This window comes from Brenneria sp. L4-2C (assembly GCF_040240335.1).
Taxonomy (GTDB): Bacteria; Pseudomonadota; Gammaproteobacteria; order Enterobacterales; family Enterobacteriaceae; genus Brenneria.
This window is the reverse complement of the sequence record NZ_JBEIAC010000010.1, coordinates 26,277-52,586: the sequence shown is the minus strand read 5'-3', so window position 1 is coordinate 52,586 and position 26,310 is coordinate 26,277. Positions and strand designations below refer to the sequence as shown.

Sequence of the window (26,310 nt, the reverse complement as noted above, 5' to 3'; positions counted from 1 at the left end):
GCTTATTAAGGAGATTTCATTATGGCAACGGTAATCGTATACGCCAGCACGCCCTTCAGCGAGAGCGACAAGCAACGGTTTATTGACGAAATCGGTCAGGCCGTCACCTCATCGTTCCGGCTGCCGCCGGCATTCAAAACCATCTTGCTGCATGAACTGCCGCGCACAAACAGTACGCCCAAAGAGGACGAAGAGATCACTTTCTTTGTCTATACCGCGCCCGGTAAGCCGCTTGAAACCAAGAGAGCGCTGGTCGGCAATATCCAACTGGCGGCCGAACGTATTTTGACGGGCGTTAAGGTCAAGACCATCGTGATCATCAAAGAGCATGCCGATGAAAACGTGGGCGTCGGCGGCAAGCTGCGGCTGGACCAGAACCAGGGGTGAGAACGACGCCATGAAAACGATGCAAATCGGCAACAGCGGTATCGAGGCGTCGGTGCTGACGCTCGGCGCATTCGGTATGGGAGGCGGTTTTCAGTTTCCGGATACGGACGATGCGGAGTCCATTCGGGCCATTCACGCCGCGCTGGACGCCGGCGTCAATTGTATCGACACCGCGCCGGTGTATGGGTTCGGACACAGCGAGGAGATCATCGGGCGAGCGATCAAAGGCCGCAGAGACCGCGTCGTCCTTTCCACCAAATGCGGTTTGTGGTGGGACGACGATGAGGGCAGCTATCGCTTTACCTGGGAGGGAAAGCGCGTCAAGCGCAACCTCAGCCCCCGCACCATCAGGATCGAAGTGGAACAAAGCCTGAAGCGCCTGGCTACCGACTATATTGATATTTACTATACTCATAACCCTGCGATGCCGCCGTTTCTCACCCCGATAGAGGAAACCATCGACGTGCTGATGCAGTTGAAGCAAGAGGGGAAAATCAGAGCGATTGGCGCATCGAACTGCGAGCCGCACCATATTCAAAGTTATATCGAACATGGCGAGATCGCGATTGTGCAGAAAAAGTACAACATGCTGTTCCGGGAAGCGGAAAACGACATCCTGCCGCTGTGCCGGGATAACGGCATCAGCTTTCATGCCTATACGCCCCTGGCGCAGGGACTGCTCAGCGGCCGTATCGGCGAGGACCACATCCTGCCGCCCGACGATGTACGCCGTAATAACCCCTGGTGGCAAGGCGAAACCTTCCGCAAGGCGGTGGCCTTTAGCCGTGAACTGGGCGAAATCGCACGGCAGTACGGCGTCTCGACCAGTTCGCTGGCCATCGCCTATCTGCGCGCCCGGCATCAACACGTCAACGTGATTCTGGGGATCAGGAAAGAGCGGCATCTGCATGAAAATCTGGCCGGCGCCGATCTGGCCCTCGGCGAGGAGACGCTCGCCGTCATCGATAACCGCCTTGATCGGCTTCATCGCGAGGCCGCGTTGCCGGCGGCGGAAACAAGAGGCTGACGACAAAGCGATTCATGGCGGCTCAACGGTCTGAGCCGGCCATGTTGATTTCCTCCCCGGCAACGGGGAGGTCGCCGATCAGATATCGATATTCATCGCTTTCAACGCGTTCTCTTCGATAAACGCGCGGCGCGGTTCCACCGCATCGCCCATCAGGGTGGTAAACAGCTCGTCGGCCGCAATGGCGTCTTTCACCGTAACGCGCAGCATGCGGCGGCTGGTGGGATCCATGGTGGTTTCCCACAGCTGTTCCGGGTTCATTTCGCCCAGACCTTTGTAGCGTTGAATCGCCAGACCGCGACGGGATTCTTTCACCAGCCATTCCAGCGCCTGCTCGAAACTGGCGACCGGTTGACGGCGCTCGCCGCGTTCAATGTAGGCGTCTTCTTCAATCAGATCGCGCAGTTTTTCACCCAACTGATTGATTTTACGATACTCACCGCCGGTAACGAAGGCGTAGTCCAACGGATAGTCCGTATCGACGCCGTGGGTGCGCACACGCAGAACCGGTTCAAAAATCTGCCGTTCCTGATTATCGTTAATCACAAAGCTGTAGGCGCTGCCGTGCTGTTCCTGGTCATTCAAACGCGTGACCAGCGTTTCAATCCACTGCTGAACGTGCTCGCGATCGCTTAAATCCGCTTCGGCCAGCGTCGGCTGATAGATTAAACTGTTCAGCAATGCCCGCGGGAAACGACGCTCCATACGCCCGATGGTTTTCTGTACCGCGTAATGCTCGGCCACCAGTTTTTCCAGCGGCTCGCCCGCCATCGCCGGCGCAGCGGCGTTGGTGTGCAGCGTCGCCCCGTCCAGCGCCAGCATAATCTGGTACTGATCCATGGCGTCATCATCTTTGATGTACTGCTCCTGCTTGCCTTTTTTCACCTTGTACAGCGGCGGCTGCGCGATATAAACGTGTCCGCGCTCGACGATTTCCGGCATCTGACGGTAGAAGAACGTCAGCAGCAGGGTACGAATGTGCGAACCATCGACGTCGGCATCGGTCATGATGATGATGTTGTGATAACGCAGCTTGTCCGGGTTGTACTCATCGCGGCCGATACCGCAGCCCAGCGCGGTGATCAGCGTCGCCACTTCCTGGGAAGAGAGCATTTTGTCGAAGCGCGCTTTCTCGACGTTAAGGATCTTGCCTTTCAGCGGCAGAATCGCCTGATTCTTGCGGTTACGCCCCTGTTTGGCGGAGCCGCCCGCCGAGTCCCCTTCCACCAGGTACAGTTCGGACAGCGCCGGATCGCGCTCCTGACAGTCCGCCAGCTTGCCCGGCAGACCGGCCAGATCGAGCGCGCCTTTACGGCGGGTCATATCGCGCGCCTTACGGGCGGCTTCACGCGCGCGCGCGGCGTCAATGATTTTACCCACCACGATTTTGGCGTCCGACGGATTTTCCATCAGGTAATCCACCAGCTTCTCGTTCATCAGCGATTCAACGGCGGTTTTCACCTCCGACGACACCAGCTTGTCTTTGGTCTGCGAGGAGAATTTCGGATCGGGTACTTTAACGGAAACCACGGCAATCAGCCCTTCACGCGCATCATCGCCGGTGGCGCTGATTTTGGCTTTCTTGCTGTAGCCCTCTTTATCCATATAGGTGTTCAGGGTACGGGTCATGGCGGCGCGGAAGCCGGCCAGGTGCGTACCGCCGTCGCGCTGCGGGATGTTGTTGGTAAAACAGTAAATATTTTCCTGAAAACCGTCGTTCCACTGCAACGCGACTTCCACGCCGATATCGTCTTTCACGGTGGAGAAATAGAACACCGTCGGGTGAATCGGCGTCTTGTTTCTGTTGAGGTAATCAACAAACGCCTTGATGCCGCCTTCATAGTGGAAGTGGTCGGACTTATCTTTTTCACGCTCATCGATCAGGCGGATAGAAACGCCGGAGTTCAGGAATGACAGCTCACGCAGACGCTTGGCAAGAATTTCATACTCAAACTCCACCACATTGGTGAATGTCTCGTGGCTTGGCCAGAAACGCACGGTGGTACCGGTTCTTTCGGTTTCGCCCGTCACCGCCAGCGGCGCCTGCGCCACGCCGTGGCGATAGGTTTGCTGATGCACCTTGCCTTCGCGGCTAATCACCAACTCCAGCTTTTCCGACAGGGCGTTAACCACCGAAACCCCCACGCCATGCAGGCCGCCGGAAACTTTATACGAGTTGTCATCAAATTTGCCGCCGGCATGCAGCACCGTCATGATCACTTCCGCCGCGGAGATCCCTTCTTCTTCATGCAGACCGGTGGGAATGCCGCGACCGTCATCCTGTACCGAGACTGAGTTATCAGCATGGATAGTGATGACAATGTCTTTACAATAGCCAGCGAGCGCTTCGTCGATAGCGTTGTCCACAACCTCGAATACCATGTGATGCAGACCGGTACCATCATCCGTATCACCGATGTACATACCTGGGCGTTTACGTACCGCATCCAGCCCTTTCAATACCTTGATACTTGAGGAGTCATAAGAATTCGACATCAACGTTTCTCGCTCATTTTAGTCCTGTGATTGAACCGTTATTTTACCCTGTTCCACGCGGAACATCTTGCCATTTTCACCAATCATGTCGGCTATCTGCTCAGCGCCGATGGCGCTGACAAAAACCTGCGCATGGGTTGCTTTTAACCGTTCAGCCAGCAAACGGCGGCGGGTACTATCCAGTTCGGAAGCAAAATCATCGATCAGATACAGACAGCGCAGTCCGTTCTGACGGGTGAGAAACTCACCCTGGGCCAGCCTTAAAGCGCACATCAGCAGCTTTAGCTGACCACGGGACAACATATCCTCGACCGCCACGCCGCTGGCGCGGATGCGAAAGTCGGCTTTATGCGGCCCCAGCGACGTATACCCCAGCATACGGTCGCGTTCAAACTGCCGTTCCAGTAGTTCGGCATAGTCGCTTTCTTTATCCCAGCCGCGCTGGAAAGCGAAGCTAAGAGAAAATTCAGGCAAAAATTGGCGACAGGTGGCGGCAATATCCTCGGCGATCGCCGCGCTGTATTGCGCCCGCCAGTCGCTGATACGTTCAGCCAACGGCACCAGTTCCTGATCCCAGGCCCGCAGTTGCCCATACTGACTCACCTGCCGCAACGCCGCATTACGCTGACGCAACAGGCGTTTCATATTGCTCCAGGCGGAGAAAAAACCAGGTTCATTATGGAAACAGCCCCAGTCGAGAAAGGCGCGGCGATATTTCGGCCCGCCGTTCAGCAACGTGAAGCCTTCGGGGGTGATCAGTTGAATCGGCAGCAGTTGCGCTAGTTCGGCCACCTTATGGCCGTCGCTGCCGTCGATGCGCACTTTACCGTCGCCCTGACGATTTTTACTCAGCCCGACCGAACGTTCCCGTTCGGCGCCGTCGATACGACCGTGCAGGACAAATTCCGGCTGTTCGTGACGAATAACCCGCGCCGCCTGCACGCTGCGAAACGCCCGCCCATGCCCCAGCGTGTAAATCGCCTCCAGCACGCTGGTTTTGCCGCTGCCGTTCGCCCCGACCAGAAAATTAAAGCCGGGCGCCAGCGCCAAATCAGCCGCTTCAATATTACGGAAATCTTTAATAAGAAGACGAGTAAGCGCCATGCGACTATTTCTTGCGATCTAAAATCGTTATCGGCACAGACAGATTGGGCGCGGATGGTCGTCCGGCCCAACGAGCGCACGCAGCAAGCAGCCGAAGCGTACTCGACATGCGTGAGGATGGTGAATGCGCCCCGTCCCGGCAAGTAAATTCGCCCGCCATAGACTAGAGACGCATCGGCATGACGACATAGGCGGCCGCCCGGCTAAGACTATCCTCGATCTGCACGCTGGAAACCGAGTCGGTCAGCAGTAAACGGACATCCTCGCATTTCAGCGCATTCAGCACGTCCAGCACGTAACTGACGTTGAAACCGATCTCCATTTCGGTGCCGTCGTACTGGACATCCAGAATTTCCTCCGCCTCTTCCTGTTCAGGGTTATTGGCGGTGATCTTCAATTGATTCTGGATCAGGTGCAAACGCACGCCGCGGAATTTTTCATTCGACAGAATCGCCGCGCGGGAGAACGCCTGCTTGAGTAAATCACAGCTGGCTTCCAGCGTTTTATCCGGGTTTTTCGGCAATACGCGACGATAATCAGGGAAACGGCCGTCGACCAGCTTGGAAGTAAAGATAAAATCGCCGACGTGGGCGCGGATATTGTTGCTGCCGATTTGCAATTGCAGCGGCGTCTCGCCGCCGTCCAGCAAACGCACCAGCTCCATCACGCCTTTACGCGGCACGATCACCGAATGCGACGGCAGCGTCTGCCCCACCGGCATGGCGCATACCGCCAGACGGTGACCATCGGTCGCCACCGTGCGCAGTTCCTCGCCTTCGGTTTCAAACAGCATGCCGTTGAGGTAATAACGCACGTCCTGATGCGCCATCGAAAACTGCGTGGCTTCAATCAAACGCTTCAGCGTCGCCTGCGGCAGCGAGAATTCAACGTCGCTCTGCCAGTCGTCCAGATTGGGAAAATCGGCGGCCGGCAGGGTCGACAGCGAAAAACGGCTGCGGCCGGAGCGCACCAGCATGCGATCGCCATCCAGCATGATGGTGATTTCCGCGCCATCCGGCAAACCACGGCAGATATCAAACAGTTTACGCGCCGGCACCGTGGTGGCGCCCGGCTCATGCGGTTGCGTCAACGCCACTTTGGCGACCATCTCCATTTCGAGATCGGTACCGGTAAGCGATAGCGCCCCTTCGGTCACCTGCAACAGCAGGTTGCCCAGAATGGGTAAGGTTGGTCGGCCGCCGAGCGGGCTGCTGACCTGTTGCAGCGGTTTTAACAGATGTTCGCGTTCGACAATGAATTTCATAGTGTTATGAAGATAATGTTCTGATTAAATTGGAAAAATCTTCTTTGATGTCGTGACTTTCCTCACGCAGCTGTTCGATCTTACGACAGGCATGCAACACCGTGGTATGGTCGCGACCACCAAACGCATCGCCGATTTCCGGCAGGCTGTGGTTGGTCAGCTCTTTAGCCAGCGCCATCGCCATTTGACGCGGACGGGCCACCGAGCGGGAACGACGTTTGGATAACAAATCAGCGACTTTGATTTTATAGTATTCCGCCACCGTCTTCTGGATATTGTCGATAGTAACCAGTTTTTCCTGCAAAGCCAGCAGATCGCGCAGCGCCTCGCGCACAAAATCGATGGTAATGGAGCGGCCGGTAAAGTTGGCGTTGGCAATCACGCGATTTAACGCCCCTTCCAGTTCACGCACGTTGGAACGCAGACGTTTGGCGATAAAGAAAGCCACTTCGCCCGGCAGGCGAATATCATTTTCATCGGCCTTTTTCATCAGGATCGCCACGCGCGTTTCCAGCTCCGGCGGCTCAATGGCCACCGTCAGCCCCCAGCCGAAGCGGGATTTCAGACGATCCTCCACCCCGTTGATCTCTTTCGGATAACGATCCGAGGTCAAAATGATCTGCTGATTTCCTTCCAGCAACGCATTGAAGGTGTGGAAAAACTCTTCCTGCGAACGTTCTTTGTTGGCAAAAAACTGAATATCATCGATCAGCAAAGCATCGACCGAACGGTAATAGCGTTTGAATTCTTCGATCGCATTATTCTGCAACGCTTTCACCATGTCCTGCACAAAGCGCTCGGAGTGCATGTAAACCACTTTCGCATTGGCTTTACGGGCGATGATGCCGTTGCCCACCGCGTGTAATAAGTGCGTTTTACCCAGGCCGGTGCCGCCATACAGGAACAGGGGATTATAGGCGCCGCCGGGGTTATCGGCCACCTGACGGGCGGCGGCGCGCGCCAGTTGGTTCGATTTACCTTCGACGAAGTTATCAAAGGTGTGCTTGGGGTTTACGTTGGAGCGATAGGTATGCTCCGCCTGCACCGGCGAGTTATCCCAGCTTGGGCGCACCGGCGCAGAGCGTACCTGGACGGCCGCCGCGACGTTGGCATTGCCGTTACTATGATGGCTAACCGGCTGACTGATCGTCTGAACCAACGGTTTGCTGCCCACTTCAAAGCGCAGCAACGGGGCGTCCATCCCACAAAAATCATTTAACAAACCATTGATATTATTTAAATATTTATCACGAACCCAATCCAGAACGAAGCGATTAGGGGCGTAGAGCGCCAGAGTGTTATCACTCAGCTCCGCCTGTAACGGGCGTATCCACATACTGAATTCTGTGGCAGGTAACTCATCCTGCAAACGGGCAAGACACTGCTGCCAAAGCGAAAGTGACACGGCGGACTCCACTCGAACAAGAACGATCAAAAAGAAAAGAATAAGATATTTATGCGACTCATGATTTTGGCACCTGCCCCCGTCCACAAAAGACGACAGATGCACCGCGTAACCGATGCGGTTTTCCGTGACGATCCCGAAGAAGGATCGCTAACGGGACGGCGGATCATAACCTAAACCAGGAAAGAGATCCTCCCCTTCCGCACAGTTTTGATCCTTTTTATCCACAGGCTATTCTTATAACGGTTCCCGTCTCCATCCCAGAAGATCGGAAGAATCTTATTCTTGGCGGGACGACGAAATTCACCCCAGAATAAACCAGACGGCAAACCTGTTACGCTGACATTGATCATGATCTCGCCGCAAGGATCGCAGCAGGATCCTTGCGCTTTATGCCAGAGTCCGTATAATTCTCTGCCCGCGCGTCAATGCCTGTTTCTGTGCTCCGCCAGACAGAAATCCAAAAATAATTGGAATGGCCGGCATGTAAAGTGTGATGTTAATTGACTCAGGACTGTACAATTATTACAATCCCGCCTCTTTGTTATGCGATTGAGGCGTCGGTCATTTTCACGCCGAGTAGCCAAACGCGTTTACTGTGAAGTTAATTATCCAAGTTTAGGTAGAAATCGCCATGAAACGCACTTTCCAACCGTCCGTATTGAAGCGTAACCGTAGCCACGGTTTCCGTGCTCGTATGGCCACTAAAAATGGTCGTCTGGTTCTGGCCCGCCGTCGTGCGAAAGGCCGTACTCGTCTGTCCGTTTCTAAGTAATAAAAGCTAACCCACCGAGTGGTTAAGCTCGCTTTTCCCAGGGAGTTACGTTTGTTAACTCCCAGCCATTTCACTTTCGTCTTCCAGCAGCCGCAACGGGCTGGCACGCCGCAAATTACTATTCTCGGCCGCCTGAACACGCTGGGGCATCCCCGCATCGGTCTTACCGTCGCCAAAAAGCATGTCAAACGTGCTCATGAACGCAATCGGATTAAACGTCTGACGCGCGAAAGCTTTCGCCTGCATCAACATTCATTGCCCGCAATGGATTTTGTGGTGATCGCCAAAAAAGGGGTGTCTGAACTGGATAACCGAACATTGACGGAAGCGTTGGAAAAATTATGGCGTCGGCACTGTCGTTTGGCTCTCGCCTGCTGATCGGGTTGATACGCGGTTATCAACTCGTTATCAGCCCGTTACTGGGACCACATTGCCGGTTTCGGCCAACGTGCTCCCAATACGGTATTGAAGCAATTCGCAGGTTCGGCATGATAAAAGGCAGTTGGTTGACGCTTAAACGCGTATTAAAATGCCACCCTTTGAACCCTGGTGGTGATGATCCCGTACCGCCAAAAACCGACAATAACAGAGAACATTAACGATGGATTCGCAACGCAATCTTTTTCTCATCGCTCTGCTATTCGTAACCTTTATGATCTGGCAGGCCTGGGAAACGGACAAAAATCCGCCAGCGACCACGCAGGCCATACAGCAGGCGACGAATACAGCATCCGGTGATGCCAGTAACCAGGGCGTACCCGCCAGCGGTCAAGGTAAGCTCATCACGGTTAAAACCGATGTCTTGTCTCTGACCATCAATACTCGTGGCGGCGACATCGAGCAGGCTAATCTGTTGGCTTATCCGGATACGCTGGGTTCCGATAAACCCTTCCTGTTGCTGGAAACCACGCCTGAATTCGTTTATCAGGCGCAAAGCGGCCTGACGGGCAAAAACGGTCCGGATAATCCGGCGAATGGCCCGCGTCCATTGTTCACTGCCGAACAGGATCACTTTGAGCTGGCCGACGGTCAAGACGAACTGCGCATTCCGCTGACTTATACCGCGGCCGACGGCGTGACTTACACCAAAACGTTTGTCCTGAAACGCGGCGACTATGCGCTGAGCGTGGATTACAGCGTCAATAACACCAGCGCTCAGCCGCTGGAACTGACGCTGTTCGGTCAGTTGAAACAATCCATCGATTTACCGAAGCACCGCGATACCGGCAGCAGCAACTTTGCGCTGCATACCTATCGCGGCGCGGCGTTCTCTTCCAGCGAAGACAAGTATAAAAAATACAGCTTCGGCGATATGGACGAGAACCTGAATATCACCACCAACGGCGGCTGGGTAGCGATGTTGCAGCAGTATTTCGCAACCGCCTGGATCCCGACCACCGCTGGCGCCAATACCTTCTATACCAGCAATCTGGGTAACGGCCAGGCCGCCATCGGCTTTAAATCCACCCCGACCGTCGTACCGGCCGGCAGCCAGCAAAATCTGAACGCCACCCTGTGGGTCGGCCCGGAAATTCAGGACAAGATGGCCGCGGTCGCGCCGCATCTGGATCTGACCGTTGATTACGGCTGGCTATGGTTTATTTCTCAGCCGCTGTTCAAGCTGTTGAAATTCCTGCACGGCTTTATCGGCAACTGGGGCTTCTCCATTATCGCCATCACCTTTATCGTGCGCGGTATCATGTACCCGCTGACCAAGGCGCAGTACACCTCGATGGCGAAAATGCGCATGTTGCAGCCGAAGCTGACGGCGATGCGCGAGCGCATCGGCGACGACAAACAGCGTATGAGTCAGGAAATGATGGCGCTGTACAAGTCGGAGAAGGTAAACCCGCTGGGCGGCTGCTTCCCGCTGCTGATTCAGATGCCGATCTTCCTGGCGCTGTACTACATGCTGATGGGCTCCGTCGAACTGCGTCATGCGCCGTTCGCCCTGTGGATCCACGACCTGTCGGCGCAAGACCCGTACTACATTCTGCCGATCCTGATGGGCGTCACGATGTTCTTTATCCAGAAGATGTCGCCGACCACCGTCACCGACCCGATGCAGCAGAAGATCATGACTTACATGCCGGTGATTTTCACCGTGTTCTTCCTGTGGTTCCCGTCAGGTCTGGTGCTGTACTATATCGTCAGCAACCTGGTGACCATCATTCAGCAGCAGTTGATTTACCGTGGTCTGGAAAAACGCGGCTTGCACAGCCGCGAGAAAAAATAACCACGCTGATTGACCTATAATCACAACAATAAGGCGGTCGATGACCGCCTTTTTTTATGACGCGCAGAGAGACAGCCATGAGCAATACCGACACCATCGTAGCCCAAGCCACGCCACCGGGACGCGGCGGGGTAGGTATTTTACGCGTATCCGGACGGGCGGCGTCGGCCGTGGCGCAAGCCGTACTGGGCAAAATTCCCCGGCCGCGTCATGCTGACTATCTGCCCTTTCGCGATAGCGACGGCACGCCGCTCGACCAGGGCATCGCCCTGTGGTTTCCCGGCCCCAACTCCTTCACCGGCGAAGACGTGCTGGAGTTGCAAGGCCACAGCGGCCCGGTGATCCTTGATTTGCTGTTGCAACGTATTCTGACCTTGCCCGACGTGCGTATCGCGCGCCCCGGCGAGTTTTCCGAGCGCGCCTTCCTGAACGACAAACTCGATCTGGCGCAGGCGGAAGCCATCGCCGACCTGATCGACGCCAGTTCCGAACAGGCCGCTCGCTCGGCGCTCAATTCATTACAGGGCGCTTTTTCCGCCCGCATCAATCATCTGGTGGAAGCGTTAACGCATCTGCGCATTTACGTTGAAGCCGCGATCGACTTTCCAGATGAGGAGATTGATTTTCTCTCGGACGGGAAAATTGAAGGCCAGCTCAACAATGTGATGGCCGATCTGGACGCGGTGCGCGCCGAAGCCCATCAGGGCAGCCTGCTGCGTGAAGGCATGAAAGTGGTGATCGCCGGACGACCCAACGCCGGAAAATCCAGCCTGCTCAATGCGTTAGCAGGACGGGAAGCGGCGATCGTCACCGACATCGCCGGCACCACCCGCGACGTGCTGCGCGAACATATCCATATCGACGGTATGCCGCTGCATATCATCGATACCGCGGGCCTGCGCGACGCCAATGACGAAGTTGAACGCATCGGCATCGAACGCGCCTGGCAGGAAATAGAACAGGCCGACCGCGTGCTGTTTATGGTCGACGGCACCACGACACAAGCCGTGGAACCCGCGGCCATCTGGCCTGAATTTATGGCCCGGCTGCCGAAAACCTTGCCGATTACCGTGGTGCGTAATAAAGCCGATATCACCGGCGAACCGCTGGGACTGGAAAATGTAAGTAACTACTCACTTATCCGCCTCTCGGCGCGCACCGGCGAAGGCGTTGAAACGCTGCGCGAGCACCTCAAGCAAAGTATGGGATTCACCAGCAGCACCGAAGGCGGCTTCCTGGCGCGCCGTCGCCACCTGCAAGCGCTGGAACAGGCCGCCCAACATCTGATTCAGGGCAAAGAACAGTTAGTGAGCGCTTACGCAGGCGAATTGTTAGCCGAGGAACTGCGCCTGGCGCAGCAATGCTTAAGCGAAATCACCGGCGAATTCACCTCCGACGACCTGTTAGGGCGGATTTTCTCCAGCTTCTGCATCGGCAAGTAACGCTGAGTCTGTAAGCGTCCACTCACTTCCACTCATCCCGCATAGCTGATTGTTATGCGGGATTTTTTGTTCCATTGGCGGCTATTTGACGCTATCGGCCGGCGTTTTCGATGAAACAACACATACCGAATTAATACCCTCTCCAGGCATCGCGATCGTGGCGAACAAAAGGGCTGTATTCCGGCGCTTCCGGCTTCAGGAGGAGATCATAGCCAAAATCCTTTTTACTGTTAAACGGTATCTCCGGCCAGGCGGCCCAGTTGTCGAGTTTCTCCCGATAATCAGCGCTCACCCGCGCTAACCGTTGACGCTGCAATATCTCCTGTTCTTCTTGCAGCCCGCCTCGAATCCCCGCGACTAAAAAGGGTTCAAGCAAGGTATACCCGATATAGTGCAACGCGTGCATGACCGGCCAGAGCATAAACCGCATATCGCCGTCGCGCCCATTATGCGCACAGGCATTTGCAGACGTCCCCGCGGTAACGCTCAGCAAGGCGCGTTTGCCGCGCATAACGCCATTTTCATGCCGGTGACGGCTATCATATAAACCGCCATAGACGAAAACCCGATCCATCCATCCTTTCAGAATAGCGGGCGCGCCAAACCACCAGAAAGGAAACTGCAGTATCAGCAGATCGGCCTCTAGCAGTAAGTCGATATGGCGCTGAACTTCGCCCGGCAGATGCTTGATATTCCAGTGATGTCGCTGTTCCTGCATGGCGTCGAATTTCTGTTCATTCAAACCGTGGAGATAGTGCCGATCACCTTCGCAGGGATCAAAATTATCCTGATACAGATCGATAATCCTGACCTGATGGCCCTGTTGTCGAAAAGTATCGCAAGCCTCGTTCGACAGATGGGCATTGAACGATTGACGCTCGGGATGAGCCAGTATGATCAGTACATTCATCAATGCATCTCCCCAATAGTGATGTACTGCTATGCTGTTTTGTTCCGACATCTTTTGCAATTACGCACTTTGAGGTAACCATGATATGGCTTTTCCTGGCGATGTTTATTCCAGTAAATGTTCGGCGCGTGATGCGCTGGCGTTAATTTCAGGAAAATGGGTTATGCTGATCCTGCCGGCGCTCGCCCACGGCCCCATGCGCAATGGCGAATTGCTGCGGCGCATAGAGGGCATTTCTCAAAAAGTGCTCACGCAGACGCTGCGGCAACTGGAGCGCCACGGATTAATTGAACGACACGACTATCTTGAAAAACCTGCTCATGTGGAGTACCAGCTGACGCCCGTCGCTCATTCACTGGTCGATACCCTGAGCGCGCAGGATCGATGGGCGGAACTTAACTTCCCTGAACTGGATGCCGCCCGCGAACAGTATGACGGCAGACAGAAGCCCTAAAAACGAGACGCTTACCTCACCCCATTTAAATAAAAAATTAAAATTCAATAGGTTATTAACAATACATTTTTTACGCCCATAGCCGATCTTGCATGTTTCATACACTTTCGGTTTACGGCCGGGGAACGACGTTAAGCATAAGCAGATTTTATCGATGCGCAAACGAACATTCCGAATACCACAAGCGCCCATCACGCAACGAGCGGTAATCTCCCCAACAGCACGACCTTCCTTTGTCCATTCCCAGCCTTGACGGGCGCGATGAACTCGCGATAGCGTTTAATCGCGACTTTTTAAACATTATCAGAGGGATACCATGCGACAACCGGACCTGGAAACGCCAAGGCTTATTCTCAGACCGTTCCAATTAGATGATGCAGACCGGGTTCACCAACTGGTTAATGACCCGCTGATTTCGGATGTTACCGCGCATATTCCTCACCCTTACCCGCCGTCGCTCGCGCATAAGTGGATCGCCACCCATGCCGCGGGTTGGGAAAACCGCACGCTGGCTGCTTTTGCCATCACGCTCAAAGCGGATCAGCGTGTTATCGGCGCCGCCTCGCTGATGGGCATGGATGGCGAAAAAGCCGGTATCGGCTACTGGCTGGGGCGGGAGTTCTGGAACCAGGGCTATTGCAGCGAAGCCTGTCGCGCCATTTGCCAGTTTGGATTCGACGCTTTAAAGCTGTCGGTCATCGGCGGCAGTCATCTTCAGCGCAACCCGGCATCGGGACACATATTGATAAAAAACGGCTTTCAGTTTATACGCAGCCGCCTGGTGAATACGGGCAAACGCGAACACGACGAACTTGTTGATTTCTATCAGTTGAGAAAAGGGTAAGCCGCGCGCGCCGCCATTTACGCCGTCCGCTAACTGTTATCCAGCAGGGTGAAAGTGAACTGACGTTGCGACGAGAGAATGACCTGCCCCCATGCCCTACCGCGGCTTAGGCACCGGTATTCCCCATGCATTGCAGGATTGGCCGGCCATCGATCTTATCGACGATGTAGCGGCTAACCAGTTCCGCGTGGTTATCCGGCGACCACTGGCGGAAGCCGTCACCGGGGAAGTGTTGCGGTTACTAATGGTAATGCAAGGGGAAATGAAGCAGTCGGCAAAGATATCGACTTACACCGGCGGGTGAAAGCTGGTTGGCACAGCAGAATGCTGGAGGAGATCGCGCATGAGATGGTCATTTAATTGAACAGATACCCAATGAATGGCCCATCTCTTTACTAAATGATTTCTATTCTGCCTGACGGAATGCTCACTCTGCATGGAGTGAACTTACTCAGAGGAAGATAGTGTAATCAATATTGGTTTAAATATGATTTAATCATAATATTCAACATGTTATACACAAAGCATTTTTGTGTTCATAAACGTACCCATCACCAAAAATGCACCAACAAATATGATTACCAAGCAAATAGATAAACCAAAACTGAAGCGTCTTCATCACTCACTGCCATCGATCCCGCATGACGCCTTGTTATGCGGGATTTTTTGTTTATTCGCCTGCGCTGAGAACCGGGAAAAGCTTCAGATATAAACGGATTTTATCGAAGCGCGAAGTAAACTGGTGAAAGGTGACACCTTGTATTCCATGCGAGGACAGCATCATGTCGACATCAAGCACCACACTCAAAATCGACGACAGCCTTAAAGAACGAGTTAAAAAACTGGCGGCTTCTCGCGATCGTAGCCCGCTGGGCTTATCATCCTTACGATATAACTTATATCCAAAACGAATTTTACCGTCCTGGCTTTTTTGCTCTATTTTCCTACATGAATTAGTTGACCGCTCATGTCGGCACAGCGGCGTCATTTAAATCACTCTGAAATAGTCCGCCTATTGATTTTTAATCGATAATTTTGTTGGCGTCACAGTTGTATATACATATCTATTCACAACATAAATTACATATCCACACAAGGGAAAGTCATGCGCGCAACCATTAAACAGGCACTGTTATTCATCGCCGGATTAAGCGCCGTCGCGCCGGCGGTTCAGGCCGCTGATTTTATCGTCGGCAGCAAGAACTTCACCGAGCAATATATTCTGGCGGAGATCTACGCCTCGGCGCTGGAGCAGGCGGGCATTCCGGTGCAGCGTAAAATCAACCTGGGCGGCACGCTGATTGCCCACGCCGCGTTGCTGAAAGGCGATATCGATATGTACCCCGAGTACACCGGAACGGCGCTCAGCGCGGTGGTTAAAGGGGAGTTGTCCTCCGACGCGGATAACGTCTATCAGCAGGTAAAAAGCACCTACGCCGAAAAATACCAGCTCGCCTGGCTCGCTCCTGCTAAATTGAATAACGGCTATGCGCTGCTGGTCAGCAAGGCCACGGCTGAAAAATATCAGTTGAAAACGCTCTCCGATCTCGCCAAGGCCGCGCCGCAGCTAACCATTGGCGCGGGCGCCGAATTCGGCGATCGGCAGGACGGTCTGAAAGGGCTGGAGCAGGTCTACGGCATTAAATTCAAATCATTCCGCCAGTTCGCCAAAGTCGGCCTGCGTTATGACGCGCTGGCCGCGGGGCAGATTGACGTGGCCAACGGCTTCGCCACCGACTGGCAGATAGCCGAAGGGCAATATGTGCCGCTAACCGACGACCGGCATCTCTTCCCGCCCTATTTCGTCGCCCCGGTGGTGCGCGAGCAGGCGCTCAAAGCCCAGCCGCAGGCGGAAGCGGTACTCAATAAGGTCAGCGCGTTGCTGGATAACGCCACCATGCAGCGACTCAACGCCGCGGTAGAGAAAGACAAAGAAGAACCCGCCGACGTCGCACAGGCGTTCCTGCGGGAAAAAGGCATCATCAAATCTTAAACAACCGGTTAAACGCGGCAATGACAGTTAATCTTGGTGGCGATACGGCATTGACTCTGGCGACGCTGGTCGAAGTCGCCAGAGAAAATCGGCCGGTGGCATTCAGCCCGGCGGCGCAACGGCGTATTGCAGAAGGCTTCGCCTTTCTTTACCGGCGGATTGCCGCCGGCGATCGTATCTACGGCGTGACCACCGGTCTCGGCGCGGGCGTGGATACCGCGGTGCTGAACAGCGCCGACGGCCGGCAGGATATCGCCCGCCTGCATCAGATACAGCGGCGCATCCCGCTGGCCCGGGCGGTGGGGGTCGGCGCGACCGCCGGCCGCGATCAGGTCCGGGCGATGATGCTGGCGCGCCTGGCCGGCATCGCCGCCGGCTATTCCGGCATCTCCCCGCCGAGCGCGCAGGCGTTGCTCAGCCTGTTGAATCTTGGCGTGCATCCGCTGGTGCCGCTGACCGGCTCGATTGGTGAGGCCGATCTGGCGCCGCTGGCGCATATCGGCCGGACGCTGGCGGGCGAGGGTCAGGTCGAGTATCAGGGACAGGTGGCCGACATTCAGGCGCTGGCGGACGACGTGGGGTTCGCGCTGCCCTCGCTGACCGGTAAGGACGGGCTGGCGCTGGTCTCTTCGAACGCCGCCTGCGTCGGCATCGCCGCGCTGGCGCTGGCCGATATCGCCCGGCTGATTAACGCGCAGGCCGGCGCCATCGCGCTGTCGTTCGAAGCGTTTCGCGCCAATGTTTCCCCGCTGTCGCCCTGGGTCAGCCATATCCGCAGGCTGCCGGGCGGCGCGCAGTGCGCCGCGCATCTGCTGTCGCTGCTGGCGGAAGGAAGCTTATTGCAACCCGGCGGCGCCCGTCTGTTGCAGGATCCGCTCAGCTTCCGCTGCGCCGCCTCGGTGCTGGCCAGCGTTCATCAGGCCTTCCACCACGCCAGGCAAGCCACCGAGCTGGAGCTGAATAGCGCCGACGATAATCCGGCGCTGATCGCCGAGGCCGATCTGGTGTTGGCCAACGCCAATTTTGACGCCACCCATCTGACGCAGGCCTTTGACGCGCTGGCGCTGGCGTTGGCGCGCCAGGCCGCCTGCGCGGCCGAACGCATAATGAAGCTGATGTCCGCCGACGCCAGCGGATTGCCGCGCTTCCTCACCGCGCACCGCGGGCAAACCGGCTTTGCCACGCTGCAAAAAACCATTTCCGCGCTGACCAGCGACATTGTCCATCACGCCAGCCCGCTGTCCGCCATTACCGTACCGGTCGCCGACAGGGTGGAGGATTACGCCTCGCAGTCCATGGCGACGGTCAGAAAAATGCTGCGCCTGGTGGAAAGCCTGCGCTATCTGGTGGCCATCGAATTGATGGTGGCGGCGCAGGCGGTCGATTTGCGCGGCGCGACGGAGATAACGCTCGGTCGCGGCAGCGCGGCTATCCATGCCCGGGTGCGCGGTCTGGTCGCCGGACTGGATGAGGATCGCTCCACTGCCGGCGATATCGAAAACCTCGCCGCGGCCGTCAGCGCCTCCGACTGGCTGGCCGAAGGCGAACAGCTGCTGGAGATTGCGTGATGCGCTGGGCGCCCAGACACCTTGACGATATCGGCCTCGCCTTATTGCAGCATCTGTTTCTGGTCGGCGTCTCGATCGGCTGCGCCTTCGTCATCGCCATGATTTTGGGCGTCTGGAGCGCCCGCCGGCCGAAAACCTATGCGCTGGTGCTGACCCTCACCGGCATGCTGTTTTCCATTCCCAGCCTGGCGCTGTTTGCGCTGCTTATTCCGTGGCTGGGGATCGGTACGCTGCCGGCGATTGTCGGCCTTACCGCTTACGCCCTGATGATTCTGGTGCGCAATATCGCCACCGGCTTTCACGCCATCGCCCCCGAGGTGCTGGACGCGGCGCGCGGCATGGGTTACGGCTACCGGCGCATGCTGTGGGAGATCGAACTGCCGCTGGCGCTGCCGTTTATTATCACCGGGCTGCGTATCTCCACCACCACGCTTATCGGTATCGCCACCGTCGCCGCCTATATCAATGCCGGCGGGCTGGGCGCCATTATTTTCGCCGGGCTGGACCAGCGCTACCCGGAAAAAATTCTGATTGGCGGCGCCCTGACCTCGCTGTTGGCCATCGGCGTCGACGCGCTATTTCTGCTGCTGCAACGACGCCTGGCGCGCCGTCGCCGTCTGGCCCCGAGTACGGAAGCGAACGCATGATTTTCTACGACGCCTGGCAATGGATTACGGCGAATCCGGACCCCTTTTTCACCGCGCTGCGCCAGCATTTGCTGATGTGCGGACTGGCGCTGTTTTTTTCGCTGCTGCTGGCCATTCCGATCGGGGTGACGGTGGCCGCTTCGCCGCGCGCCACCTTTATCGCCACCAGTATCGCCAGTACGCTGAGAACCATTCCCAGCCTGGCGATCCTGGCGGCGGCGCTGCCGTTTTTAGGCATCGGCCTGCTGCCGTCGGTGGTGGCGCTGGTGATCCTCGCCCTGCCGCCGATCCTGCTCAATACCTGCACCAGCATTCAGTCGGTGGATAAAGACACCCTTTCCGCGGCGCGGGGGATGGGGCTGACGCCGGCGCAAACCACCCGCCGGGTGATCCTGCCGCTGGCGGCGCCGGGCATTCTGGCCGGCGTGCGCACCGCCGCCGTACAGGTGATCGGCGGCGCGGCGCTGGCTTCCTTTATCGGCGGCGGCGGGCTGGGCGATTTCGTCACCACCGGCATCGCCATTATGGATATGTCGCGGCTGCTGGTCGGCGCGATCCCCATCATTCTGTTGGCCATCGGCGCCGAACTGCTGTTCGCCGCGGTGGAAAAGACCTGGTTCAAACACGTTCCAAGAGGGTAAGCCGATGATTAAGCTTGAAAATATCACCAAGATTTATCCCGGAACAACGCAGAAAGCGCTGGATAATCTGACCCTTGATATCCCGGAAGGCTCAACCACGGCGCTGATCGGCCCGTCGGGCTGCGGAAAAACCACCACCATGCGCCTGATTAACCGTCTGGAAGACGCCACTCAGGGCCGCGTTTGGGTTAACGGCGCGGACATTACCACCGTCGATCCGGTACTGCTGCGCCGCCATATCGGCTATGTCATTCAGAATGTCGGCCTGTTCCCGCATATGAACGTCGCCGACAATATCGCCACGGTGCCGCGGCTGCTCGGCTGGGATCGCCGTAAAACCGACGCCCGCATTGATGAACTGTTGCATCTGGTCGGCCTCAATCCGTCGACCGATCGCGGCCGCTATCCGGCGGAGCTGTCGGGCGGACAACGCCAGCGCGTCGGCGTAGCCCGGGCGCTGGCGGCCGATCCGCCGGTGATGCTGATGGACGAGCCCTTCGGCGCCATCGACCCGCTGATTCGCGGGCGCTTGCAGCAGGAATTCAAGCAGATCCTGCAACGGGTTAAAAAGACCGTGGTGATCGTGACCCACGATCTTGACGAGGCGATAAAAATGGGCGACCGCATCGCCATTATGCGCCACGGCACGCTGTGCCAGTACGATACGCCCGCCGCCATCCTCAGCAACCCGGCCGATGCGTTCGTTACCGCGTTTATCGGCAGCGACGCGGCATTAAAGCTGCTGGCGCTGACGCCGGTGGAGAAGGCGATGACCCCCTGTGAACAGAGCCGCTATCCGCTGTCGGTCGGCATCCGGGCGAATCTGAAAGAGGCGCTGGCGCTGATGCTGGCCCACGACGCGCCAGGGGTGCGGATTAGCGACGACCAGCAGCAGGTGCTGGGGGAGTTAAATCGTCAGCAGCTTTTCACCTATCAGCAAACACTGCTTGCGGCCTGAGCGCCGGATTAAGGGAATTCCATGACCCAGCCTGTCAATATTACCTATCTCAACGGACCGGACATTCAGCAACTGGCGATGACCGACAGCGAAATTCTCGCCGCCGTCGACGCCGGCCTGCTGGCGCAGGGACGGCATCAAACCGTTATCGAACCCCGCGTGCATCTGATCCCCGATCCGGCGTTTAACGGCCACTTCAACGTGCTGCGCGGCTATATTGCGCCGCTCAATCTGGCGGGGGTGAAGGTGGTGGGCGACTACGTGAATAACTACCAATTAGGTCTGCCGTCCGAGATGGCGATGCTTAATTTGTTCAATCCGCGCACCGGTATGCCGGTGGCCATCGTCGATGCCTCGGCCATTACCGATATGCGCACCGGGGCGATCACCGCGCTCGGCGCCCGCCATCTGGCGCGCCGCGACAGCAAGGTACTCGGCCATATCGGCGCGCGCGGCACCGCCTACTGGAACGTACGCCTGCTGGACAGCCTGTACGACTTCGATGAAATCCGCATCCACTCGCGTCGTCCGGAAAGCCGTAACGCCTTTGCTAAACGGCTGGAACAGGATTTGGGCAAAAAGATTATCGTCACCGCCGACTGGGAGAGCTGCGTGCGCGATGCGGATATCGTCGTCGAAGCTTCACGGCTGGAAAAACCGGCGCCCATGCTGAAAACCGCCTGGATCAAGCCCGGCGCGCTGGTGGTGCCTTACGGCACCATGAGCGCGGTGGAGCTCTCGCTGACCGACATCATGGATAAAATGGTGGTCGACGACTGGGGCCAGTGCAAGGGCGGCATGTTTGGTTCTCTGCGCGCCCACGTTGAAGCCGGTAAACTGAGCGCAGAGACGCTGCATGCCGAACTCGGACAGATCGTCGCCGGCGTTAAACCTGGACGCGAAAACGACGATGAAACCATCCTGTTCTGGCATCGCGGCCTGTCGCTGAGCGATATCGCCCTCGGCCATACGATGCTGGAAAAGGCGCGCAAGCTGGGAATCGGCCAGACGTTGCGCTACGCATGATCGCCAACGGACGGATGTACTCGGTGACACCCGCAGCGGCAACCGGCTGGAAAAGGCTGCTACGGGAGGTCTATCGCCGCGCCTCCGTCGAGGGGGAGGTGATTGACTACCCCGCGCCGGCTCCGCTGGAGGGGCTGTGGCAGCGCCCGGATCTGGCGGGCGTATTTATGTGCGGCCTGCCGTTTGCGCTCGGGCTGTTTCCGGTCGTGGCGGTCGCCGTACCGATTCCGCTGCATTCGCTGGCCGACGGCCCCGGCAGCTATCGCAGCCGTTTGATCGTCGCCCGTCACGCGCCCTATCGGCAATTGCCGGAGACCTTCGGCCGGCGGCTGGCCTTTACCAACCGCGAGTCGTACTCCGGCTACCATGCCCTGCGCTTTCACCTGCTGCCCTACCGGCAACCGGGCGGGAAAGGGTTATATCGCCAGACGGTCGGCCCGCTGATTACCCCGCGCCGCGTGGTGGAAGCCATCGCCAACGGCCTGGCCGATATCGGCCCGGTGGACAGCTATGCCTTCGATCTGCTGGCGCACGATGCGCCTGAGCTGATGGAAAAAGTTCGGGTAATCGACCACACCGCTCCCGCCCCGATGCCTTTACTGGTGGCCTCGGCCTCGCTGCCGCCCGCCGCGCTGGCCCGCTTGCAACGCGCCTTCGTCGACTTGTCATCCGACAGCGGAGCCGCCCCGCTGCTTGCCGCGCTGCAGCTGCAAGGCTTCAACGTACCCGACCCGCAGGACTACCAGCTGCTGGCGCAGCGCGCCGCCATTTACGCCGTCAGGTAACTGTTATCCAGCAGGGTGAAAGTGAACTGACGTTGCGACGAGAGAATGACCTGCCGGTCTCGGGTGACGAAAATCGCTTCAATTCCCGGCTTGTCGGACAGGTAAGCGAGACCTTTTTCCACCCCCATGCCGTAGAGCAGCGTGGTATAGATATCGCCGTCGATGGAGTCGTCGGAAATAATGGTGACGCTCAACAGTTCGTTATCCCGCGGGTAGCCGGTTTTCGGATCGAGAATATGGTGGTAACAGCGGCCGTTCAGCTCAAAGTAGCGTTCGTAAATACCGGATGTCACCACCGATTTGTTGTTCACATTGATGACGCCGATCAGATCGTCGGGCGCGGAAAAGGGTTTTTTCAGCCCGACCGACCAGGCATCCAGCCCGCTGTCTTGCGGTACGCCGAGCGTCTGAACGTTACCGCCCAGGTTGATCAAGGCGTGGCGGGTAGCGTGCTGATGCAGCAAATCCCTGACCAGATCGGCAATGTAGCCTTTGGCAATCGCGCCCAGATCGATCTCCATGCCGGCTTTTGCCAGAAAAACGGAATGCTGCTGTTCGTTGAGGATGACGTCGGCGGGATTGGTCAGCGCCAATAGCGCCTGTAGCTCAGCGGCGGGAGGAACGCTGTCGCCGTTGAAGCCGATTTTCCAGCGCTTGACCAGCGGGCCGATAGCCAGGTTAAAGCAGCTGTCGTCCAGCAGGCTTACCGCTTTGGCGCGCTTAATCAGATTGAACACCGAGGGGCTGACCGCTACCGGATGGCTGCCGGCGGCATGGTTGACGTCCATGACGTCGGAATGCGCCCGGTTAACGGTAAGCCGGTTTTCCTGCTGTTTGATCAGTCTGAAGACCAGCGCGGCCAGACTTTCGTTATGCTCAAATAACTTAAGAAGAATGGGAGAACCCATCAAAACAGCGGAATAAGCATAGACGCGATCGTCTGACGGCATAGCGGATTACCTGAAATTATGAAGGCCATGAACCTGTACCCTGGGTAGGCCCAAGGTACAGGCCGACACCGGTTACCGCAAGGCGTGGGATGCCGCGTTGCGGCCAGCCAGAATACCGAAGATGATGATATCGGCGACGGCATTACCGCCAATACGGTTACCGCCGTGGATGCCGCCGACGACTTCACCCGCCGCGTAGGCGCCCGCAATAACCTGCTGCTGGTCGTTCAACACCTCGGTATCGGTGTTGATCGTTACCCCGCCCATGGTGTGGTGAACACCCGGCGCGATGCGAATGGCGTAGAACGGCCCCTGATTGATAGGCTGGCGCAGCGCGGTTTTACGGCCAAAATCTTCATCGTTCTGTTTGTCGACAAAAACATTGTAGCGTTCCAGCGTCGCCAGGAAGGCATGATGATCCATATCCAGCTTGGCGGCCAGCTCGCGCGGAGAGTCAGCGCTGATCACAAATCCGCGAGCGATGTACTCGTCGGCGGCCTTGTTTTGCGTTCTGATCTGCTCGTCGAAAACAACATAGGCATATTTCTCAGGCAGGCTGATGATCTGCGCCGAAACCTTGTCGCGGGTCTCCATTTCATTAAAGAAGCGTTTACCCTCCTGACTCACCAGGATGGCGCCGCCGCCGCGGATGGATTCGGAAACCAGATAGGACGTGGTTTGCTCAACCGTCGGGTGAATCTGAATTTCGCCCATATCAACCGTACCGGCGCCAATCTTCTCCAGAATGGCGATGCCGTCGCCGGTCGCGCCTTTATGGTTGGTGGTGACGAAGCCATCCAGCTCAGCACGATACTGTACGACCATATCGCGGTTGGCGCTGAAGCCGCCGCTGGCGACGATGACGCTTTTCGCCAGGATGGTCAGGGCTTCATCATCCTCGTTCACCGCCTGAACGCCGATAACCGCGTCGGCTTCATAGAGAATATCGGTAACGGCGGTATCCAGCATCACATCGATATTGCGCGTATTGAGGTTCTTCGTCAGCCCGCTGATCAGGAAGCCGCCGACGGCGGAACGGTCCGCCGGACGGTGGGTACGGTCGATGCTCATACCGCCGGTGATGGTGATATCGTTCAGCTCGATGCCGTGATCCGCCAGCCATTCTATGGCCTGCGGCGCGTGTTCGACGAAGCACTTCAGCAGTTCAGGGTTATTTTTGTTTTTACCGCCCTTCATGCTTTCTTCATAGAACAGCTCTTTACTGTCGACAATGCCTTTTATTCTCTGGAAACGGGTTTCCGCCGCGTTCATCCCCACCGATGCCTTGATGGTATTGCCGCCGATGCTCGGCATCTTCTCGATGATCAGCACGCTGGCGCCTTCGTCGCTGGCCTGAATGGCCGCCGCCAGACCGGCGCCGCCGCTGCCGACGACGATAACGTCGTAGCTTTGCGGCGTGGCCGGGTTGCCGCCTTCTTCCAGAATCTGCGCCTTACAGGATTTCGCCAGCGCTTTGGAAACGGCCTTTTTCACCGCTTCACTTTGGGTGGTGGCGCCGGTGACGGCGTCGACGTGCGGGCTGTTGGCATCAAGAATACGCGAGCGGATAACCTCGAAGCTGGTGACGAAAGAGACATCCAGTTCGGAGCCCGCATCCAGTTCGATATCGGCAATGCGATCGGTTTCCAGGCTGACATTGATGATCAGTTCGTTTTCGTCATCCTGCGCTTTTTCCTGAAACACGCCGGGCTTGAATTTTTTCGACGACAGACTCATGTCGCGGATCATCGCGTCAACCAGCGAGAAGCGCCACAGCGGTTCCGGAATGATCAGGTCTTCACGCTTGGTGTGATCGATAAACAGTTCGATCCGCTGATCGTCGGCGATGCGATCGGTCCAGTCCGGATAGGCGATGCAGGCTTTACCTACCGCGACCATGTCATAGCCGTGTTCCAGCGCCAGTTCGACATCTTCTTTGTTAACCACGCCGCCCACGCCCAATACCGGGACTTTCGCCAGGGTTGCGGAACGCATAGCGACGTATTTATCAATCAGCGGCGTTGGATCGGCGGTATCGACGATCGACGGACGCAGGGTATACCCCATGGAGAAGTGCAGATAATCCAGCCCGCGCGCCGCCAGTTTTTCCAGCAGATACAGAGTGTCGGCAAAGCGAATACCGGGTTCTTCAATTTCTTCCGGCGAGAAACGATAGCCGATGATGAAAGACGGGTCGGCATACTCACGCGCCATTTCGTGGGCGATATCCAACACCGCCAGCGGGAATTTGGCCCGGTTGTCGCGGCTGCCGCCCCACTCATCGTCACGCTGGTTGGAGTTCGGCGAGTAGAACTGCTGAATCAGATAGGTGTTCGCGCCGTGGATTTCCACGCCGTCGAATCCGGCCTCAATGGCGCGACGGAAGCCTTCGCCGAATTTCACGATCATGCCTTCCACTTCTTCCGTGGTTAAGGCCGTCGGGGTCGGCGCGCCGTCGCGCGGCGCGGCGAGGGCGCTCGGGCCGACGGGCGACTGACCGCCGATCAGCTTGGGTTCAACCATTCTGCCGCCATGATAAATTTGCAGAATAGCTTTCGAGCCTTTGGATTTGATGGCGTCGGCGACTTTTGCCAGACCGGGAATCTTATTGTCGTGATCAATACCAATGGCGCCGGGGAACGCCAGACCTTTATCATCAATAAAACAACATTCAACAATAACCGTACCGATACTACCGGCGCGCTCCCGATAATATTCCACCAATTCACTGGTTACGGAACCATCATAAAAGCCGGTGCAGGTGGTCATCGGCGCCATTAAAAGACGGTTTTTTACCTCAGTGCCATTTGGGAAGGTAAATGGACTAAGTATGCGATTGTGACTGGTCATAATAATCAACTCCAAAATATAAAAATTTCAAATTCTTTGAATTCGTTATCGGTTATTTTTTCTTGATTTTAATTCGCTACCGATGTCATCTTACTAATATAACTTTATATTTAGTTTAAAAATCATTATTTTTAGTTAATTAATTATTTGCCGGCTGATATTTCACTCGTTTTATTAAAATATCATTACTTTTAAATAAAAAAGATCACATAAAATTAAATTAATACAACTTTTTGTTTACTTCGATAAAAAATAATAAAAATCTCACCCACCTCATCGCTACAAGCCGCGCCACAACTGAGCCCGACAAATCGACAGAATATGTAGCCGATACCGACAATATCCACAAGAAGTCTGATGTCATATTTTCTCTCATGAAAATCATGCCGGGAAAATAAAAAAAACGAACAAATATGGTGAAAATAAAATACAGAAACCACTCTCATTCACATTTCAAAAACCGAAAATATCACGGCGATCTCTTGATCAAGATCAACAGCAATAAATATGAAAAACGCATTATATAAACATTCCCACACCGTAGATCG

The 26,310-nt window shown here is 56.4% G+C and carries 24 protein-coding genes; 17 read left to right on the top strand and 7 right to left on the bottom strand.

Going from position 1 to position 26,310, the window contains the following annotated elements:
* Positions 1–21: 21 nt before the first annotated feature.
* Together ABRZ26_RS15320 and ABRZ26_RS15315 are read left to right on the top strand one after the other, a co-directional pair.
* Positions 22–387 (top strand): tautomerase family protein, encoded by a 366-nt coding sequence (locus ABRZ26_RS15320; RefSeq protein WP_319605008.1) that lies wholly within the window; start codon positions 22–24, stop codon positions 385–387.
* Between the two features lie 10 nt (positions 388–397).
* Positions 398–1,414 (top strand): aldo/keto reductase, encoded by a 1,017-nt coding sequence (locus ABRZ26_RS15315; RefSeq protein WP_319605007.1) that lies wholly within the window; start codon positions 398–400, stop codon positions 1,412–1,414.
* Positions 1,415–1,492: 78 nt separating this feature from the next.
* On the opposite strand, the gene gyrB is transcribed toward ABRZ26_RS15315, so the two are convergent.
* The 4 genes from gyrB to dnaA form a co-directional block, all read right to left on the bottom strand.
* Positions 1,493–3,910: a DNA topoisomerase (ATP-hydrolyzing) subunit B gene (gyrB, locus tag ABRZ26_RS15310; protein WP_319605006.1), complete on the bottom strand. Its 2,418-nt coding sequence runs from the start codon at positions 3,908–3,910 to the stop codon at positions 1,493–1,495.
* 18 nt (positions 3,911–3,928) lie between these two features.
* Positions 3,929–5,014 carry a DNA replication/repair protein RecF gene (gene recF / locus ABRZ26_RS15305; protein ID WP_319605005.1) on the bottom strand — a complete coding sequence of 362 codons (1,086 nt, stop codon included), beginning with the start codon at positions 5,012–5,014 and terminating at the stop codon, positions 3,929–3,931.
* Positions 5,015–5,177: 163 nt separating this feature from the next.
* Complete coding sequence (gene dnaN / locus ABRZ26_RS15300) at positions 5,178–6,278, bottom strand: DNA polymerase III subunit beta (RefSeq protein ID WP_319605004.1); 1,101 nt, start codon at positions 6,276–6,278, stop codon at positions 5,178–5,180.
* A gap of 4 nt (positions 6,279–6,282) precedes the next feature.
* Positions 6,283–7,683: a chromosomal replication initiator protein DnaA gene (dnaA, locus tag ABRZ26_RS15295; RefSeq protein ID WP_319605003.1), complete on the bottom strand. Its 1,401-nt coding sequence runs from the start codon at positions 7,681–7,683 to the stop codon at positions 6,283–6,285.
* Positions 7,684–8,317: 634 nt separating this feature from the next.
* Between dnaA and rpmH the strand changes: the two genes are divergently transcribed.
* The 5 genes from rpmH to mnmE all read left to right on the top strand — a co-directional run bounded on the left by rpmH (position 8,318) and on the right by mnmE (position 12,136).
* Complete coding sequence (rpmH, locus tag ABRZ26_RS15290) at positions 8,318–8,458, top strand: 50S ribosomal protein L34 (RefSeq protein WP_009115147.1); 141 nt, start codon at positions 8,318–8,320, stop codon at positions 8,456–8,458.
* 18 nt (positions 8,459–8,476) lie between these two features.
* On the top strand, positions 8,477–8,836 hold the full coding sequence (gene rnpA / locus ABRZ26_RS15285; protein ID WP_319605002.1) for a ribonuclease P protein component: 360 nt from the start codon (positions 8,477–8,479) through the stop codon (positions 8,834–8,836).
* Complete coding sequence (gene yidD / locus ABRZ26_RS15280) at positions 8,800–9,057, top strand: membrane protein insertion efficiency factor YidD (protein ID WP_009115145.1); 258 nt, start codon at positions 8,800–8,802, stop codon at positions 9,055–9,057. Before rnpA ends, yidD begins: the two co-directional genes overlap by 37 nt.
* Before the next feature lie 2 nt (positions 9,058–9,059).
* Positions 9,060–10,694 carry a membrane protein insertase YidC gene (gene yidC / locus ABRZ26_RS15275; RefSeq protein ID WP_319605001.1) on the top strand — a complete coding sequence of 545 codons (1,635 nt, stop codon included), beginning with the start codon at positions 9,060–9,062 and terminating at the stop codon, positions 10,692–10,694.
* Positions 10,695–10,771: 77 nt separating this feature from the next.
* Positions 10,772–12,136 carry a tRNA uridine-5-carboxymethylaminomethyl(34) synthesis GTPase MnmE gene (mnmE, locus tag ABRZ26_RS15270; RefSeq protein WP_319605000.1) on the top strand — a complete coding sequence of 455 codons (1,365 nt, stop codon included), beginning with the start codon at positions 10,772–10,774 and terminating at the stop codon, positions 12,134–12,136.
* A 130-nt stretch (positions 12,137–12,266) separates the two neighbouring features.
* Here mnmE and ABRZ26_RS15265 read toward each other — a convergent pair whose 3' ends face one another.
* Entirely contained in the window at positions 12,267–13,046 is a 780-nt protein-coding gene (locus tag ABRZ26_RS15265) for an NAD(P)H-dependent oxidoreductase (protein ID WP_319604999.1), read from the bottom strand.
* 85 nt (positions 13,047–13,131) lie between these two features.
* Between ABRZ26_RS15265 and ABRZ26_RS15260 the strand changes: the two genes are divergently transcribed.
* The 10 genes from ABRZ26_RS15260 to ABRZ26_RS15215 all read left to right on the top strand — a co-directional run bounded on the left by ABRZ26_RS15260 (position 13,132) and on the right by ABRZ26_RS15215 (position 21,962).
* Entirely contained in the window at positions 13,132–13,500 is a 369-nt protein-coding gene (locus ABRZ26_RS15260) for a winged helix-turn-helix transcriptional regulator (RefSeq protein ID WP_319604998.1), read from the top strand.
* A 316-nt stretch (positions 13,501–13,816) separates the two neighbouring features.
* Positions 13,817–14,344 (top strand): GNAT family N-acetyltransferase, encoded by a 528-nt coding sequence (locus ABRZ26_RS15255; protein WP_319604997.1) that lies wholly within the window; start codon positions 13,817–13,819, stop codon positions 14,342–14,344.
* A gap of 91 nt (positions 14,345–14,435) precedes the next feature.
* A complete protein-coding gene (locus tag ABRZ26_RS15250; RefSeq protein ID WP_319604996.1) occupies positions 14,436–14,648 on the top strand; it encodes a hypothetical protein in 213 nt (70 codons plus the stop codon).
* 801 nt (positions 14,649–15,449) lie between these two features.
* Positions 15,450–16,337, top strand: coding sequence for a glycine betaine ABC transporter substrate-binding protein (locus tag ABRZ26_RS15245; protein WP_319604995.1), 888 nt, complete (start codon positions 15,450–15,452; stop codon positions 16,335–16,337).
* Between the two features lie 20 nt (positions 16,338–16,357).
* Entirely contained in the window at positions 16,358–17,905 is a 1,548-nt protein-coding gene (locus ABRZ26_RS15240) for an HAL/PAL/TAL family ammonia-lyase (protein ID WP_319604994.1), read from the top strand.
* The gene (locus tag ABRZ26_RS15235; protein ID WP_319605108.1) at positions 17,905–18,552 is read left to right on the top strand and encodes an ABC transporter permease; all 648 of its coding nucleotides are present in this window, start codon (positions 17,905–17,907) and stop codon (positions 18,550–18,552) included. Before ABRZ26_RS15240 ends, ABRZ26_RS15235 begins: the two co-directional genes overlap by 1 nt.
* Positions 18,549–19,193, top strand: coding sequence for an ABC transporter permease (locus ABRZ26_RS15230; RefSeq protein ID WP_136164560.1), 645 nt, complete (start codon positions 18,549–18,551; stop codon positions 19,191–19,193). The genes ABRZ26_RS15235 and ABRZ26_RS15230 overlap by 4 nt, the downstream gene beginning before the upstream one ends.
* Before the next feature lie 4 nt (positions 19,194–19,197).
* Positions 19,198–20,151: an ABC transporter ATP-binding protein gene (locus ABRZ26_RS15225; RefSeq protein ID WP_319604993.1), complete on the top strand. Its 954-nt coding sequence runs from the start codon at positions 19,198–19,200 to the stop codon at positions 20,149–20,151.
* A 21-nt stretch (positions 20,152–20,172) separates the two neighbouring features.
* Complete coding sequence (locus ABRZ26_RS15220) at positions 20,173–21,177, top strand: ornithine cyclodeaminase family protein (protein ID WP_319604992.1); 1,005 nt, start codon at positions 20,173–20,175, stop codon at positions 21,175–21,177.
* A gap of 98 nt (positions 21,178–21,275) precedes the next feature.
* Positions 21,276–21,962, top strand: coding sequence for a phosphate/phosphite/phosphonate ABC transporter substrate-binding protein (locus ABRZ26_RS15215; protein ID WP_319604991.1), 687 nt, complete (start codon positions 21,276–21,278; stop codon positions 21,960–21,962).
* Here the strand turns inward: ABRZ26_RS15215 and ABRZ26_RS15210 are convergent.
* Positions 21,947–22,912 (bottom strand): FAD:protein FMN transferase, encoded by a 966-nt coding sequence (locus ABRZ26_RS15210; RefSeq protein WP_319604990.1) that lies wholly within the window; start codon positions 22,910–22,912, stop codon positions 21,947–21,949. The genes ABRZ26_RS15215 and ABRZ26_RS15210 overlap by 16 nt on opposite strands.
* Before the next feature lie 72 nt (positions 22,913–22,984).
* Entirely contained in the window at positions 22,985–25,762 is a 2,778-nt protein-coding gene (locus ABRZ26_RS15205) for a flavocytochrome c (protein WP_319604989.1), read from the bottom strand.
* Between the last annotated feature and the right edge of the window lie 548 nt (positions 25,763–26,310).

Excerpts from the sequence above, each read along its gene's own strand:
- ABRZ26_RS15320 (WP_319605008.1), top strand. The coding sequence starts at position 22 with ATGGCAACGGTAATCGTATACGCCAGCACGCCCTTCAGCGAGAGCGAC.
- ABRZ26_RS15315 (WP_319605007.1), top strand. The coding sequence starts at position 398 with ATGAAAACGATGCAAATCGGCAACAGCGGTATCGAGGCGTCGGTGCTG.
- gyrB (WP_319605006.1), bottom strand. The coding sequence starts at position 3,910 with ATGTCGAATTCTTATGACTCCTCAAGTATCAAGGTATTGAAAGGGCTG.
- recF (WP_319605005.1), bottom strand. The coding sequence starts at position 5,014 with ATGGCGCTTACTCGTCTTCTTATTAAAGATTTCCGTAATATTGAAGCG.
- dnaN (WP_319605004.1), bottom strand. The coding sequence starts at position 6,278 with ATGAAATTCATTGTCGAACGCGAACATCTGTTAAAACCGCTGCAACAG.
- rpmH (WP_009115147.1), top strand. The coding sequence starts at position 8,318 with ATGAAACGCACTTTCCAACCGTCCGTATTGAAGCGTAACCGTAGCCAC.
- yidD (WP_009115145.1), top strand. The coding sequence starts at position 8,800 with ATGGCGTCGGCACTGTCGTTTGGCTCTCGCCTGCTGATCGGGTTGATA.
- yidC (WP_319605001.1), top strand. The coding sequence starts at position 9,060 with ATGGATTCGCAACGCAATCTTTTTCTCATCGCTCTGCTATTCGTAACC.
- mnmE (WP_319605000.1), top strand. The coding sequence starts at position 10,772 with ATGAGCAATACCGACACCATCGTAGCCCAAGCCACGCCACCGGGACGC.
- ABRZ26_RS15265 (WP_319604999.1), bottom strand. The coding sequence starts at position 13,046 with ATGAATGTACTGATCATACTGGCTCATCCCGAGCGTCAATCGTTCAAT.
- ABRZ26_RS15260 (WP_319604998.1), top strand. The coding sequence starts at position 13,132 with ATGGCTTTTCCTGGCGATGTTTATTCCAGTAAATGTTCGGCGCGTGAT.
- ABRZ26_RS15255 (WP_319604997.1), top strand. The coding sequence starts at position 13,817 with ATGCGACAACCGGACCTGGAAACGCCAAGGCTTATTCTCAGACCGTTC.
- ABRZ26_RS15250 (WP_319604996.1), top strand. The coding sequence starts at position 14,436 with ATGCCCTACCGCGGCTTAGGCACCGGTATTCCCCATGCATTGCAGGAT.
- ABRZ26_RS15245 (WP_319604995.1), top strand. The coding sequence starts at position 15,450 with ATGCGCGCAACCATTAAACAGGCACTGTTATTCATCGCCGGATTAAGC.
- ABRZ26_RS15240 (WP_319604994.1), top strand. The coding sequence starts at position 16,358 with ATGACAGTTAATCTTGGTGGCGATACGGCATTGACTCTGGCGACGCTG.
- ABRZ26_RS15235 (WP_319605108.1), top strand. The coding sequence starts at position 17,905 with ATGCGCTGGGCGCCCAGACACCTTGACGATATCGGCCTCGCCTTATTG.
- ABRZ26_RS15230 (WP_136164560.1), top strand. The coding sequence starts at position 18,549 with ATGATTTTCTACGACGCCTGGCAATGGATTACGGCGAATCCGGACCCC.
- ABRZ26_RS15225 (WP_319604993.1), top strand. The coding sequence starts at position 19,198 with ATGATTAAGCTTGAAAATATCACCAAGATTTATCCCGGAACAACGCAG.
- ABRZ26_RS15220 (WP_319604992.1), top strand. The coding sequence starts at position 20,173 with ATGACCCAGCCTGTCAATATTACCTATCTCAACGGACCGGACATTCAG.
- ABRZ26_RS15210 (WP_319604990.1), bottom strand. The coding sequence starts at position 22,912 with ATGCCGTCAGACGATCGCGTCTATGCTTATTCCGCTGTTTTGATGGGT.
- ABRZ26_RS15205 (WP_319604989.1), bottom strand. The coding sequence starts at position 25,762 with ATGACCAGTCACAATCGCATACTTAGTCCATTTACCTTCCCAAATGGC.